Origin of the sequence: Enteroscipio rubneri, from assembly GCF_002899715.1 — a bacterium.
Lineage (GTDB): Bacteria > Actinomycetota > Coriobacteriia > Coriobacteriales > Eggerthellaceae > Enteroscipio > Enteroscipio rubneri.
The window spans coordinates 1-13893 of sequence record NZ_PPEK01000007.1; the positions used below are offsets into that span (position 1 = coordinate 1).

Here is a 13893-nt window from a genome sequence, read left to right on the forward strand (position 1 = left end):
CCTCGTGCAAGGCAAGACCTTCCATGTAGTGCCATGCGTCGGGGTTCTCCGCAATCCACGTGAGAGCGCGAGAGCGCGCACGCGCCGCCTTCTGTGCGCGCTTGGGCGTGGTAGACTTCGGGGAGGGCTTCGGCCCTGCTGATGGCGTCCGGCTCGCTGCTTCATGCTTTCCAGGGCTTGCGGCGTGTCCGGGCGCTTCTTTCGGCGTTTCCTCGGCGTTGGAGTCGAATGCGAGTCTAGCCATTCTCCGCACCTCCCGTCGCGTATTCCACGAACTTGCACTTCGGCACGAACAGGCGGCGGCCTATGCGGCACCCCGGGAGCCTCCCCGCGTTTATCTCCGCGCGGATGGTCTGCTCGGACACGCCGGTGAGGCGGTGCAAGTCTTGCACGCTGAGCAAATCCGGCTCGCCAGCGAGCATTTCCGGCGCGTCGGCGGGGGGCTTCTCGGAGAGGTACACCATGCGGCATCTCTGCGGCTCTAAGGCCGCTTTCAGCGGGAGCATGCTACGCCTCTACCAGTTCGAGCAATTGATTCGGGTCGTCTACGCCCAACGCATTGGCTAGCTTTTTAAGTTGCGAATCATAGGGTTTGAATCGGCCTTCCTCAATCCATCCTATGATGTTGCCTTGCATCTTTGCACGTCGCGCCAGCTCCGCTTTTGTGATGCCCCTGCCGTTATCGGCTTTGTGACGTTGGTTTTCAAGCTGGGTTATCTTCATTTCAGCCTCCAATCCTTACTTGTACTTGGCCTTATAAAAGTGTAAAATATAAAGACGTACTTGTAAATATATACTTTATAAGGACATTAGCATGATAAATTTCCCTGTGATTGAAATGAGCAAAACGCGCGCTCGGCTAGAGCGTCTAGATGGCAGGTTGTATGAATACCATCAGATGCCGGACGCCGATACTCTGGATGCACTTATCCATGCCGACACGGACAAAAAACTTTCACAATTTGCTGACAAATGGCAGCCGCTTTTCTATTATGCCGGGAATGAGTACATTGCCTTCCCGCCAACAAGCGGTGAGCATGGCGAGTTTCATGGAACAACGCTTGACGATTACAGAGATGCGCGAGCTTTGCTAGTGCTTGCAATGAATTTGAGGGCGTTTCTCGATAACGATGAATGTACGATAGAAAACCTTGAGCACATTGGCCTTGTCTTTGACCATTTCGAAGCGAACGATAAAAAAACCGGATGGTATGAAGACGACGATGGGCTTCAGCTTAATCACCGCAGATCACTAATCGGAAAAAACTACTTTGTCTATCTTGATGGGGCGTCCGGAGATTTAAACACTCCTTTAAATGAAAACGAGCTAATAGGCGTATCGAGATGGGAAAAAGACATGCGAGAGTGGTGGAATAACACCGCACCTGATCATGCGCTTAAATTGAGCACCGAAGAAGAAAACGACGGCATCTTTTATCTCGCGACTATCGCTTTTCCAAACAATAGAGACGGTTTGAGGCTTTTGGTTGAGCAGGCTCTTGACGAGCTGATAACTGTTCATTTTTACGATATCCGAACAACCACCACCAATGGAGGGCATGAATATAGAAGGTGCGGCAGTCTTCTGTCATCGCTTTGGTATTGCATGGTACAAAGCTTTGAAGGCGGTCGAACGGGTAGATGCGAAGTGTGCGGGAAGCCGTTCATATCGAAAGGCGAGCGGGGAAAGCCCCGGAAGTATTGCAGCTCGGCATGCTCAAAATGGGCACAGCGAAATCCCGGCAAAACAAGGTGACCAATCCCGCCTGCTGACCCGGGCGCGTTGGATATAGCCAGGCAGGTGCAAATCATAGGAAGGGGGTAATACCATGGCAAAAGGAGACGGAAGCATAACGGAGGTGCGGCGCGGCGTGTGGCGCGTGCGCATCGATTTCGGAACCAACCCTGTTACAGGCAAGCGCACGGTGGTGTCCCGTAACGTCCACGGCACGAAGGCTGAGGCGAGAAAGGTGCGTGACCAGATACGCCGGGAGCATGAGAGCGGCCTAACGGTCGATGGCGACAAGCTGACTTTCAGGGAGTTCGCTGACTCATGGCACTCTTCGCGCGTTGACGCGGGCGAGGTAAGTTCGATCAGGCTTGACCGAGAGCGCAATCAGATCAAGCTGCTTAGCGGCTATATCGGCGATCAGCGTTTACGCGACATAACTCCGCAAACGGTGGAATCGCTCTACGCCGCCATTCGTCGCGACAAGGTAAAAGCTCGCGGCAAGTGCAGTGGCACAACGATGAACCAGATACACAAGCTACTGAAACAAATAATGAAGAAAGCTGTTGACTTTGAACTGATCCTAAGGAACCCGTGCGACCGCGTGAGGGCACCGCGGTGCGAAACGCCGGAGCGGCGTTCGCTCACGGTTGATGAGGGCATTAGGCTGCTGGAGTGCGTCGGAAGGGAAGACGCCGAAGCCTACGCCGCCCTAACTGACAAAGAAGCCCGCCAGACGGAGCGCGGCAACCTGTTCGGGCGCTCCTATCTGCGCGGGTTGAGCCGTGTCGGCAACGTCGTGGCCGTGCGGATAGGGCTTGCAACCGGCATGCGCCGAGGTGAGGTGTTCGGGCTTACGTGGGGTAGCGTTGCCCTGAACCAGGCGGGTATCAGCAGTATCAGCGTTCGGCAGGCCATCACTGCTAAAGGTGAGCTAAAGGCACCCAAGGGCAAGGATGAAAGCAGTATCCGAGTGCTGTCAATCGACGCTTGCACCGCCGATCATATGCGCGAGTGGAAAATGCGTCAAGCATTAGAGCTGCTTAAACTGGGCATCAAACAAAACGATAGCACGCCGGTGTGCTGCTCGGACAAGGGTGGCTATATGAACCTGGCGAACTTCGAGCGGTGGTGGAGGATTTTTCGGAACAAGTACGGATTCGATGATTTGAAGTTCCACGAGCTGCGCCATACCCAGGCGACCCAGCTATTGGCGAACGGCTACGATGTGAAAACGGTGCAGACGCGTATGGGGCATGCGTCGGCCACGCTCACGCTGAACCAGTACGCCCATGCGATACCGGAGAACGACGAAAGCGCCGCGCGATTCATCGGCGACTTGTTCACCGCCAAGCCCGTCAAGGGACGTTTGATAGAGCTGAAAACAGCCTGATTTTCGCGCGTTGTGTCCTGATTGTGTCCCGGACGGTTTTCCACCGGCTCAAAGAAAAACAGGCCACCCGGAAAAAGTACCCGATGACCTGCTGTATTTTATGGTGGCCGGTACAGGATTTGAACCTGTGACCTTGTCCTTGTAAGGGACCTGCGCTCCCGCTGCGCCAACCGGCCGTTCGCCTTGCGGCGATTTTCCATTCTCCCATAGAACGCTTGAGTGCGCAACGGCTCATCGCATGAGTTGCCTTTCTTTGCGCATTCGCGGTTCAGGTCGTTCGTTCGCGCCTGCCGCATGCGTCAGCCGCCCTCCTGCGCTTGCGATGCGCACCGTCGCCCGCATTTCCTGTGCGTGTCGGATCCCTGCTTGATTTTCGAAAGAAGCGCATCGGATGCGCGCCGAACCTGCATTAGCCGCGTGCAGGAACGGGGTGCATGGGAAGTAGGGGCGAAGCTTGATCGAAGCGACTATCCGAGGAGAAACGCGCCATGGAGCTGCTGGGGACGCTGTTCATACTGGAAAGCGTAGCGGAAAGGCGGACGACATGAAACGAAACAGAACGGCGTTCGCAGGTATCGTGTGCGGGTTCCTGTGCGCGGCGTGCGTGCTCGCTTACACGCAAGGTGTGCGGGGGGAGGCGGAGGCGGCGCGGGCGGAGGCGCTTGCCCGCTACGGAGGCGAGCAGCTGGAGGTGTGCGTGGCGAAGCGGGATATCGCCGCCGGTGAGACAGTGGATGCAGCGGCGGTTGAGATTCGGATGTGGGTGGCGGATTTGCTGCCGGCTGAGGCCGTGCGCTCGGTCGACGATGCGGTGGGCAGGAAGGTCGCCTCATCCATCGTCGCGGGCGAAGTCATGACCGAGCGTAGGTTCGGAGAAGTGGGAGCGGAGCTTGATGTGCCCGAAGGACTGACTGCCGTGAGCGTGCCTGCGAAGGATGTTCAGGCGGTCGGCGGGACAGTGGGCGCGGGATCGCGGGTGGACATGTATGCGACGGGTGGGACTTCGACCGACGTTATCGCTCGGAGTGTGCTCGTGCTGGCAACAAGCGCGGGAGGCTCGACGTCGGATACGGGCGTGACATGGATCGTCGTGGCGGTCGCTCCCGAATCCGTACAGGAGGTCGTGACCGCGGCGCAAAAGACGGAGTTGTACTTCACGTTGCCGGGAGACGAGATGTCGGCGAAGTCCGACGCCGAGAAGCTTGGAGACGCCGGGGGAGGAGCGAGCCTCGGTTCTCGTGTCGAAGAAACCGAGGAAGGAGCGGAGCGATGATGTCTCACGTTGCACTATGCGCCGATATGGCGTGCCTGCAGCATCCGGAAACGCTCGGGCTTGCGGGCGAGAACCTTGCGGCGCAGGAGTGGCTGCGCTTGTTTGCAACGGCGACGGAGGCCCGCAGGTTCTTGCGCGACGATCGTTCGGTGGATGAAGTGTGGATTGCGTCCTGCGATGATGTCGCCCCTATCAACCTGGCGGCCACGCTGAAGCGCGATCGGGTGGATCGGCGCGTGTGCCTCGTGGCGTTCGAGGGAACGGGGTCGCTCAAGAGCCGTGCTTCGGCTGCCGGCATCGACGCCTCGCTTACACGCCAGGCGTTCCTTGCCCGTTACGCGCAACGTAAGCGGTCTGCGCTCGATGCACGTTGCGAGCATGAAGCGCGTGCCCGGGAACAAGCGCTGGCAAGTCTCGACGGCCCGTCCGGCACGGTCATGGCGCCGCCGGCGAAGGAGGTCCCGCCGCGCGTCTGGTCGGCGGCGTGCGCGGCATCGGAGCAGGAGGCGAGCGGCGTTTGCAAGCGAGCAGGCTTTCTCATGCCCATTGTAAGCGGCAGTGGCGGAGCCGGGAAGAGCACCGTGTCAGCTTTAAGTGCGCTCCTGTGCCAGCGCCTCGGCTATCGTACGCTCTTGCTCGATTTCGATCTGCAGTTCGGCGATATGCCCGATCTGCTCGGCGTGGAGCGTCCTCCGACGGTCGACGAAGTGCTGTCGACGCCCGCACGCATCGAGCACCTTGCTCCCGAGGGCGATCTTCCAGCGCTGCTGGCTGCCCCGAGGCGGCTTGAGCAGTCCGAAGCCGTGGCCGGGCATGCGTCGGCGCTGCTCGATTGGCTGCTCCCGCGTTTCGACGTGGTCGTCTGTAACACGGGGGCTTCGTGGGCCGAGCAGCATGCCGTCCTGCTCGAGCGCAGCTCGAAGGCACTGTTCCTCATCGATCAGCGCGCCTCCTCTTTGCGGGCGTGCCGCCACGCTCTCGACCTCTGCGCTCGATGCGGCATCGCAACGGGCCCGTTCTCGTTTGCAGTGAATCGATGTGCGAAAAACGCTCTGTTCACCTCTATCGACGTCTCGTGCGCTTTGCGAGGGGCTCCTGTTGTCGAGCTTGCTGAAGGCGGTCGGGAGGTCGAGGAGCTTTTGGGAATGGGGCTTCCGAAGGAGCTTTTGTCGTCGCGCAATGCATTGTGCGGGAGCCTCGAGACCCTGCTGCGCGACATGCTTCCGAGCGCGGGCGCATCGCCCTCGGCCGCAGAGCCTGCGCCGCGCAGGACAGGTCTGGGATTGCGAAGAGGCAAGCGTCCGCGCAGGAGGGGAAGGGAGGCGGCATGTCTTTGATGGAACGCGCGGCGAAGGCCGGCGGGTGCTCTCAAGGGGCGAGTAGTCAAGGAGAGCAGGATTTGGAGATCCTGAAAACCCAGGTGCATGCCATGGTGCCCGTTGACGATATCGCCGCCATGATACGAGAAAACCCTCGTCGGGCGCGCAATGAGCTGAAAAGTGCTTGTCGCCGTGCGTTTGAGGACCCCTCCTGGGCAGCGCTTTCGGATGACCGTCGCCGCGGGCTTGTCGATGAGCTGTTGAATGCGACATTCGGTTTCGGTCCGCTCGAAAGTTTGCTCGCCGACAGCTCGGTCACCGAAATCATGGTCAACGGGCCGCGCGACGTCTATTTCGAGCGCGAGGGGCGCCTGCACCGCAGCGACCGGTCGTTTGTCGACGAGGGCCAGGTGAGAGCGCTTATTGACCGCGTCCTGGGGCCTCTGGGACGGCGCATCGACGAGGCGTCTCCCTTGGTGAATGCGCGTCTTCCCGAAGGCCATCGCGTGCACGCGGTGATACCGCCGCTCGCGCTGGATGGCCCCGTGTTGACTATCCGCAAGTTCGCCCATCGGGTTATGACGCTTGAAGCAATGAAGGCCGCTGGCTCAATGGACGAGATCATGCTCGCGTGCCTGACGTGGGCGGTGCGTGCGCGCAAATCTATAGCCGTCTCGGGAGGGACGGGAAGCGGCAAGACGACGCTGCTCAATGCGCTATCCTGCGTCCTGCCTAAGGATGAGCGCATCATCACGATCGAGGACTCCGCAGAACTGCGCTTTCTTGAACATGCTCACGTGGTACGGCTGGAGGCCCGACCGCGCAATGCAGAGGGCACAGGGGAGGTAACCATTCGCGATCTGGTCATCAATGCGCTCAGGATGCGGCCTGACCGCATTGTTGTTGGTGAGTGCCGCGGGCCTGAAGCGCTCGATATGCTGCAGGCCATGAACACGGGGCACGACGGATCGATGACAACTCTCCATGCGAACTCGCCTGCCGATGCCGTTGCCCGCCTGACGACAATGGTGCGCTATGCGGTCGAGCTACCGGTTGACGTCATTGAAGCGAATGTGGCGAGCGCGTTCGATCTGGTTGTGCAGACGTCTCGGGCGCTCGACGGCTCTCGGTTCATCTCCGAGGTGGCCGAATTCTCCTTTGACGAGGATCGGCGTCGGTGCGTTGCAACGTCGCTGTTCAGACGTCCGATTACCCGACAGCAGGGAAGATGGGTGCGCAAACCGTCATGGATCGACGGTTTGGCGGAGTTGGGCGTTGCGAGTGGAGAAGAGGTGCGAACGTGGACGCGCATGTGCCTTTTGCCGGAATAGGCGCAGCTGCGGCGTTCTTCTTCGGTGCGTTGACGGTTTCGGCGGTTGGTGCCGGCGCGAGACGCAGGGGCGCTTCAGCCAGGGCCGTCGATGCGGCTTCCGTGGGCCGGATGCAGTGGTGGCTGCGTCGCGGCGTGGGGTGGGCGAAGCCGGCGGCGCGTGCGGCGGTGCGCATCCGCCCGGTTGCCGAGCTTGCGGAGGAGGCCGTTGCGGCGCTGGATGCGCGCGGCATAACGACGACGCCGGAAGCGCTGCTGTCCGTCGTTGTCGTGGCCCTCGCGCTCGCGATGCTCGCCTCGTCGTGGGTTTCGTCATCGATCGCGTGCGGTTTGGCAGTGGGCGCCTGCACGTGCGCCTGTGCGGCGACATGGCTGCGGGCGGCGCAGGATCGCCGCCGCGAGGCTTTGAGGGAGGCGGTTCCCGATGCCCTGCGCTCGATGAGCGTTTGCTTTCAGTCGGGGCTGTCGCTGATGCAGACGCTTCAGCAGACGGCCGTCGAGACGAAGAAGCCGCTCTCGATCCTATTCGAGCAGGCAGCTCATCGGCTAGAAATCGGCCGCGGGGCCGAAGAGGCGCTTTCGATCCTGCACGGATCGGCTTCGGTTCCGGAACTCGCGTTCGTAGCCGTCGCTCTCGATGTGCAGCATCAGGCAGGAGGTAGCATGAAGCGAGTGCTTGACGCCGCGCGCGGTTCCGTCGAGAGCCAGATCGAACTGCGTCGCTCTCTGCGCGTGCAAACGGCGCAGGCGAAGCTCTCTGCGCGCGTGGTGAGCGTGATGCCGTTCGTTTTGATTGCTCTGTTCTCGCTCGTGAGCGACGGGTTCCTGGAACCGTTCTTCGAGAGCGCACTCGGCCTTGCGACGCTGGCCCTGGCGCTGGGTATGCAGGCTGCGGGCATAGCCATGGTGCGCCGCATGCTGAAGGTGGAGGTATCCTGATGTCGACGTCGCTTGCGGTGGAGCTGCTCGCGATGGCGTCCGCCGTTGCTGCCGGAGCCGGAGGGGCATGCCTGGGGGTTACGTGGACGCGCAGGCACTTCGCGCTCGAACGCAAGCGCCGGCTACGCTGCCGCCTCGGGGCGGCAAGACGCCATGGCAGTGAGGGTTTCGCTGCTCGTATCGTCGCGTACGCGGCGGATCTGACCCAAAAGATCGCGCTCGGGGCTGCGTCGCCGTTACTGCGGGGTCTTGGGGCGGCACGCTCCGAACGGTGGCTTGCGGCGCACGCGGGCAAAGCCGGCATCGGGGGATCCGTCTCGCCGGCGGGGCTTTGCGAAGCGGCTATCCGACTCGCGGCGGCTGCCTCCTCTGTGGGCGCACTCGTCGGTGCATCGTTCTCTGCTGAGCTGGCAGTACTCGGCGCAGCGGCAGGCGCGACATGGGGAGCATCCGTTGTCCCCCGATCTATCAAAAGGCTCGAGCGCGAGCGCGCAGAGGGGCTTGAGCGCGACCTCTCCGAGATGCTCGAGGTGGTATCGCTCGGCCTGCGCAGCGGCCTCTCGTTCGACCGGAGCTTCGACTTGTATGCGGCCCACTTCGATTCGAAGTTCGCGAGCGCATGCGAACAGGCGTTGAGAACATGGTCGTACGGTTTGGCGACGCGGGAGCGGGCTCTGCGCGAGCTTGCCGCGTCATACGATTCGGCGCTGCTTGCACGCGTAGTCGAGGGCGTCGTGCGGTCCCTGCGCTTTGGATCGTCGCTGGCCGAAGGACTCGAATCGGCCGCCGTCGAGGCACGCGCCGAGCATCGGGCTCACGTAGAGGAGCGAGTGGCGAAAGCTCCGGTGAAGATGATGGTGCCCACAGGCGCTCTCATCCTCCCCGCCATGCTGCTGCTTGTGCTCGGGCCCGTGTTGCTTGAGTTGATGGAAGGGTTCTGACCAATGAGGAGGATCGACTATGAAAACGTATCGGAAATGGCTCGCGAAGGGAACCTGTCGGGCGTTGGGCTTGTTGCGTCGAGAAGACGGGCAGGGCACGACGGAATACGCCATTCTTGTCGGCGTCCTCGTTGTGATCGCGATCCTGGCTATCACGGTGTTTCGCCCGAAGCTCCAGGAACTGTGGAATGCCATCGCAGAGGGTATCAATGGACTCTGAGAAGGCTCGCGTGGCGTCGACAGGCCGCGGACGGGCAGTCGACGGTTGAGTTTGCGCTCGTGACGGCGGCGCTGCTCGTCGTCGTGCTCGTGAGCGCTCTGCTGTGGCGGCAACTCGAGGAGGGGCTGTTCGTGGAGCATGCGCTCTCGTCCGCGTCGCACCATGTGGAGTCGGCGGCCCCCGGAACGATAGCCGACGTGTTTTTGTATTGATATGGGGGCGGGACATGATGAGAGGGTCGAAGGTGCGCATTGGGCGTAGGTTGAAAGAGCTGTTGGAGCGATCGAAGCAAGGGCAGGGTACGGTCGAGGCGGCCTTTCTCATACCGGTCGTCTTCATCGGGTTGCTGCTCCTCATACAGCCGGGCGTGATCCTGTACGACCGCATCATCATGGGCGCCGCCGCCGCGGAGGCCTGCCGTTTGCTTGCTACGAAGACCGATGCGGCGGGCGACATGGACGACGGCTGCGAGGCGTTTGTCAGGCATCGGCTTGGGGCCGTGCCCCCCGTACCCTGCTTCCACGTGCATGACGGCGGTTGCAGCTGGGACATCGTGCTTGAGGGCGATGAGCAATCGGAAACGGTGCGCGTTGTCATCCACAACGAAGCGCAGCCGCTCCCATTGCTCGATGCGGGTGGGGTCCTGCTCGGCATTGTGAACGACGCAGGGAATTTCGAGATCGAAGTGGCGGCGGAGCAGCGGACGCAGCCCGCATGGGCTGACTCGGCGGACGCCGGTCGTGATCCAGCGGGATGGATAGGAGCGTGGTATGCGTGAAGCGATCGGTTGTATGCAGGCGGTTGGAATCGATGAGCGTCTTTCGGTGCGAAGACGGCTTCACGACGGTTGGTATGGTGATCGCTCTGCTGGTCACGCTCTCGCTCGTATTTACTGCAGCGCAGGTATACCGCCTCAACGCGGCATCGTCGAAGGTGCAGAATGTTGCGGATGCGGCGGCGCTGGCAGCTCAGAACGAAGTCGCCGAATTCATGATCATTGTGCATGCCTGCGATGCCGTTGTGCTTTCCCTGTCGCTTACGAGCCTTGTGGCGACGGGACTTGGCGCTGCCGCGCTGTGCACACCGGCGACTGCTGCGGCTTCCGATGCGCTTCTGAAAGCGGGTAGGGAGGTGGCGCGGGCGCGTGACGGCTTCGCGGAGAAGGCCTCAGCCGGTCTCGACCGTCTTCAGCGCGCTCTGCCGTTTTTAGCTGCGGTGAATGCCGCCTCGGTCGCCTCCGCGAACGATCGCGGAACCTCGAACTATCTTGCGCTTGCAATGCTCGTTCCCGCGGAGGGGGAGGAGATTGCCGTGGGTGAGGCTGCTGGAGCGGCTGAACTGGAGGATGCTGTGGATCAGGATGCAGAGGAGGTCAAGCGGGCGGCCGAGGAGGCCGAGCGCGCGGCGGCGCGTGCCAACGAGGCGAAGCTGCGTGGATTCGAGCATGATTGCGGCGCGAATCCGTCCTACTGCATGTACGAACGCGCGCAGTCGCTCGCTTCGCTTGCGGGGGATGAGAATCCGTTGTTCTCGAGCGTCGATACCTGGTCTTTTTCGGTGGCGCTCGAGCGCGCTCAGGCGTACTATCCGGCTCGGCTCGCGCTGGAGGCGCCCGAGGGCTCGTCGGTCAGAGAGCATGCGCGTTCGGAGTTGCGGAAGCGGTTCTACTCCTTCGCGACCGAAGAAGTGGGAAGAGGATACGTGCATGAGGAAGAAGGATCCTTCGAGGCGTTGTTCCCCCATCTTCCGAAGAACACGGAGGAGATGCGCGCGACGACGCTCTACACCGAAGCCGTCTATCCCGTCACGCGCAATGCTTCGGGCTCGTTCGTTATGCATGCGTGGGCGGGGTGTCCGGTCGCAGTGGGAGCCGGATCGTTTGGCTCGATCGCTCAGATGGAGGCAGGATCGTACCCTGTCTGCGACCGGTGCGAGTTCACAGCTGCGAGTATGGGGAAGGTGGCGGCTGCGTCGACCTCCATCCAGAATGGGTTCGAGTATCAGTACGAAGCCACTGCCGATGCTGCGAGCGAATACGCGAAAGCGCGCGCTGAGCTGGATCCGCTCGCATCCGAAGTCAAGCAGCAAGCGGGCGGGCTGTTCGATCGCGTCGAAGAAGCGCTTGGCGCTGTGTCGGGCATGCGCATCGATGCGCGGCCGCCCGGTTCGCTCGGTGTCGTGGTCCTCGCGGTGGATCGCGGCCGCGAAGCGGCGTCTACCGGGTTCGAAAGCTCATTCGTGCGCTCGACAGGCATCCTGGGCGCCCGCGCCGCCGTCTCGTCTGCGACGCTGCTTGCGGAGCCGGCGAACGAGGGCGCGAACGTAGTGTCGTCATTGCTTGACGGCTTGTCGGGCGAGGGCGGGCAGGCGGTCGGCGTGTTGGGCGCGGTGCTCGATTGCTGGTCTGCATTGCTCTCGGCGTATGCTGAGGGGCAGGAGGTGCTCGACGGAGCCGTTGCCGAGGCGCTCGACGCTCTGCCGCTTGCAAGCGCGAGCGGGCTCGGCACCTGGGCTGCCGGCGCCTTGCGCGAAGCGGTCTCCGCTGCAGGTCTGGAGCCGGCAAAGCTCGATGCGCTCAAACCGGTTCTCGTTAATTCGGCTCACGTGGCGCAGGCTGATGATGGCGTGGTTTCGGCTCGGCTGCTGTTTTTGAAGGAGCAGGCTGTCGCCAATCCGCTTGCATCGAACGATGTGTTTTCCTCGATCGTGAGCTCGTTCGAGCAGACCGCCGTTGAGGGTATCGAATCGTTCGAGGGCACGCTCGAGATTGCGGTCGTCGAGCTGTGCGAAGGAGGTCCCGCCGTGACGATCGAGGTGTCGCTTCCTGCCGCTGCGAAGCATGCGGCAAGCGATTTTGTACAACGCATCGCGGATGGTCTGAGATCAGTATACGCGCAGATGACGGGGGTGAGGGCGTGGGATTGACAAGTGCGGGCCGCAGCGGTGAAAACGGTCAGATGACTGTCGAGCTGGCCGTTGCGTTGCCGGTGCTGCTGGCGGTCGCCGCCATCGCCGTTAACGCGCTGCTGTTCTTTTCCGAATGCTCCGCGTTTGACGTCGCCTCTCGCGATGCGGTGCGCATACATGCCGCATCGCCTGCGTACGGCCAGGATCTGGAGCAGAGCAGGGCGCGCGTGGCCGCTGCGTTGTCCGAGTCTTTTGACCGCCCGTACACAGCGTCGAGCGTGGCAGTCGAAGGCGCGGCGGGTGGCCATGCCACGTTCACATCGACCCTCGAGTTCTCTTCGACGCTGTTCGGCATGGGCTTGAAGACCTCGGTGTTCGGCGTTGCGTTACCGAAGATCGCGCATGCCATTTCATTCACCGTGGACTGCTACAAACCGGGGGTGCTGCTGTGAGCGCTGTGCGATTCCATGCAGCTCCGAGCGCTCGTGTGACGGCGACTCGGAGGCGACTCCGCGCATCTGCCCTCGCAGGGGCGCCGGCGCACCATGCGCCCTCGATGCGCGTGCGAGCATTGCGCTCCTGTGCGATTGTCGTCGTGGCGCTGCTCGCGGTGGCGCTCGCCGGGGGCTTCGGAGGGGCTTCTGGCACCGGCGTGCTTCGCGAGGCTTCCGACCTCTCGATTCGGTCTGTTGGCGAAGAGTCTCCCAGCTTCATGTCAAGCGCCGGTACACCAACTTGTCAATCCGATGCGCCGGTATCGTTCGAAGAGGAGTTGTTCACGCTGGATGGTCGTGACGATCTGCGGGTAGATGCCCGTGCGGGCATCGTGGGATTCACGGTGGAGGACCCGATCGACCGCGCATTCGCCCAGCTGTCCTCCGAGCTCGAGGCGAAGGGTTGGTCGCGCGTCGGGAGCGGATCCTCCGCGTACGGGACGTTCGTGAAAAGCGGCGGCGCATACCGCTGGGCGCTCGCGTCTTGCGTGAGGAGCGGAACTGCGACTTGCGTTGTCGTGCAGGTCGTGCCATTAGATGAAGGAGCGTGATGGGTATGGAGCGCGAAAAGAAGGCACGTTGCGCGGCACTCGGCTGCATCGGAGACGTGCAAGGTCGAAAAGAGCGTCTCAAAAGAGAGGAACGCTCCGACGGCGCGTTGCCCAGCGAAGGGCAGCGTCCTGCCGGAAAACCGCGCCTCGCCGACGAACTCTGCGATTCCGCCCGCGCGCCGTTGGCGATAGCCTCGGGCGCAACGGCCAGGCTGCGCGGGCTCTTGCTGTCGCGTCCGAATGACGAGATGCTGTTGCTCGTGCCGTGCAGCGATGTTCACACGGTGGGAATGCGAAGGAGGCTCGACATCGCCTTCGTCGACGTTGCAGGCCGCGTGATTGAAGCCCATCGCGACGTGGGGCCGATGCGTCGCTTGCGCAATCGCAGTGCTGCCGCTGTGCTCGAGCGCTTCTCCTCGTGCTCAAGCCCGTGGTTTTCCGAGGGCGATCGGCTTGGAGTCGTGCGGATCGGGGAGGTGGAGGCATGAAGGCATGCCCGATATGCGCTGCCAAAGCGTTCGACGACGCCGAGGTGTGCTATGGCTGTCTGTACCGATTCGAGCGAAGCTCGGGCGTCCTCCGCGTGTCGGATGTGCCGGACGCATCGGCAAACCGGCGGGTGCATGTTCCTATTGCGTCCGCGACCGACTTCGGCGAGCCCCTGTGTTCGGAAGCGCCGGCGTCGTGCCCTTCGACATCCGTGCCGTTTTCGTCGCTACGCGCGTCGCAACCGGTCGGGGTTTCGCGAGGGACGTCGGCTCTCGCGTCCGCGCGGCCTGCGACATGCCTCACGTCTG

Annotated in this window: 17 protein-coding genes and 1 tRNA gene; 14 read left to right on the top strand and 4 right to left on the bottom strand. The window is 62.1% G+C overall.

Annotated elements, in window-relative coordinates; translation table 11 throughout:
- The 3 genes from C2L71_RS12200 to C2L71_RS06825 all read right to left on the bottom strand — a co-directional run.
- On the bottom strand, positions 1-244 hold a 244-nt coding region (locus C2L71_RS12200), incomplete at its 3' end, for a hypothetical protein (protein ID WP_204600464.1).
- Positions 237-506 (bottom strand): helix-turn-helix domain-containing protein, encoded by a 270-nt coding sequence (locus C2L71_RS06820; protein WP_103265037.1) that lies wholly within the window; start codon positions 504-506, stop codon positions 237-239. The genes C2L71_RS12200 and C2L71_RS06820, both read right to left, overlap by 8 nt.
- A gap of 1 nt (position 507) precedes the next feature.
- A complete protein-coding gene (locus C2L71_RS06825; protein ID WP_103265038.1) occupies positions 508-723 on the bottom strand; it encodes a helix-turn-helix domain-containing protein in 216 nt (71 codons plus the stop codon).
- Between the two features lie 91 nt (positions 724-814).
- On the opposite strand from C2L71_RS06825, the gene C2L71_RS06830 reads away from it, so the two are divergent.
- Both C2L71_RS06830 and C2L71_RS06835 read left to right on the top strand, forming a co-directional pair.
- Positions 815-1756, top strand: a complete 942-nt coding sequence (locus tag C2L71_RS06830) for a hypothetical protein (RefSeq protein WP_103265039.1) — start codon at positions 815-817, stop codon at positions 1754-1756.
- A 73-nt stretch (positions 1757-1829) separates the two neighbouring features.
- On the top strand, positions 1830-3122 hold the full coding sequence (locus C2L71_RS06835; RefSeq protein ID WP_103265040.1) for a tyrosine-type recombinase/integrase: 1293 nt from the start codon (positions 1830-1832) through the stop codon (positions 3120-3122).
- Between the two features lie 101 nt (positions 3123-3223).
- On the opposite strand, the gene C2L71_RS06840 is transcribed toward C2L71_RS06835, so the two are convergent.
- Positions 3224-3298: transfer RNA gene (locus tag C2L71_RS06840), tRNA-Val, on the bottom strand.
- Positions 3299-3666: 368 nt separating this feature from the next.
- Here C2L71_RS06840 and cpaB point away from each other — a divergent pair.
- From cpaB to C2L71_RS06900, 12 genes are all read left to right on the top strand, one after another.
- The gene (gene cpaB / locus C2L71_RS06845) at positions 3667-4395 is read left to right on the top strand and encodes a Flp pilus assembly protein CpaB (RefSeq protein ID WP_103265041.1); all 729 of its coding nucleotides are present in this window, start codon (positions 3667-3669) and stop codon (positions 4393-4395) included.
- A complete protein-coding gene (locus C2L71_RS06850) occupies positions 4392-5732 on the top strand; it encodes a CpaE/TadZ family protein (RefSeq protein ID WP_103265042.1) in 1341 nt (446 codons plus the stop codon). Before cpaB ends, C2L71_RS06850 begins: the two co-directional genes overlap by 4 nt.
- Positions 5723-7045, top strand: coding sequence for a TadA family conjugal transfer-associated ATPase (locus C2L71_RS06855; RefSeq protein ID WP_103265043.1), 1323 nt, complete (start codon positions 5723-5725; stop codon positions 7043-7045). The genes C2L71_RS06850 and C2L71_RS06855 overlap by 10 nt, the downstream gene beginning before the upstream one ends.
- The gene (locus C2L71_RS06860; protein WP_103265044.1) at positions 7015-7983 is read left to right on the top strand and encodes a type II secretion system F family protein; all 969 of its coding nucleotides are present in this window, start codon (positions 7015-7017) and stop codon (positions 7981-7983) included. The genes C2L71_RS06855 and C2L71_RS06860 overlap by 31 nt, the downstream gene beginning before the upstream one ends.
- The gene (locus C2L71_RS06865) at positions 7983-8924 is read left to right on the top strand and encodes a type II secretion system F family protein (protein ID WP_239926440.1); all 942 of its coding nucleotides are present in this window, start codon (positions 7983-7985) and stop codon (positions 8922-8924) included. Before C2L71_RS06860 ends, C2L71_RS06865 begins: the two co-directional genes overlap by 1 nt.
- A 19-nt stretch (positions 8925-8943) precedes the next feature.
- On the top strand, positions 8944-9144 hold the full coding sequence (locus C2L71_RS06870; RefSeq protein WP_103265045.1) for a Flp family type IVb pilin: 201 nt from the start codon (positions 8944-8946) through the stop codon (positions 9142-9144).
- A gap of 59 nt (positions 9145-9203) precedes the next feature.
- Entirely contained in the window at positions 9204-9356 is a 153-nt protein-coding gene (locus tag C2L71_RS06875; RefSeq protein ID WP_239926442.1) for a hypothetical protein, read from the top strand.
- A 14-nt stretch (positions 9357-9370) separates the two neighbouring features.
- Positions 9371-9922, top strand: coding sequence for a TadE/TadG family type IV pilus assembly protein (locus C2L71_RS06880; protein WP_239926444.1), 552 nt, complete (start codon positions 9371-9373; stop codon positions 9920-9922).
- Positions 9923-9954: 32 nt separating this feature from the next.
- Positions 9955-12069, top strand: a complete 2115-nt coding sequence (locus C2L71_RS06885) for a pilus assembly protein TadG-related protein (RefSeq protein WP_103265046.1) — start codon at positions 9955-9957, stop codon at positions 12067-12069.
- Entirely contained in the window at positions 12060-12503 is a 444-nt protein-coding gene (locus tag C2L71_RS06890) for a hypothetical protein (RefSeq protein ID WP_239926447.1), read from the top strand. Before C2L71_RS06885 ends, C2L71_RS06890 begins: the two co-directional genes overlap by 10 nt.
- A 104-nt stretch (positions 12504-12607) precedes the next feature.
- Positions 12608-13096 (top strand): hypothetical protein, encoded by a 489-nt coding sequence (locus C2L71_RS06895; RefSeq protein WP_103265048.1) that lies wholly within the window; start codon positions 12608-12610, stop codon positions 13094-13096.
- A 5-nt stretch (positions 13097-13101) separates the two neighbouring features.
- Positions 13102-13584, top strand: a complete 483-nt coding sequence (locus C2L71_RS06900) for a DUF192 domain-containing protein (protein ID WP_103265142.1) — start codon at positions 13102-13104, stop codon at positions 13582-13584.
- Positions 13585-13893: the final 309 nt, after the last annotated feature.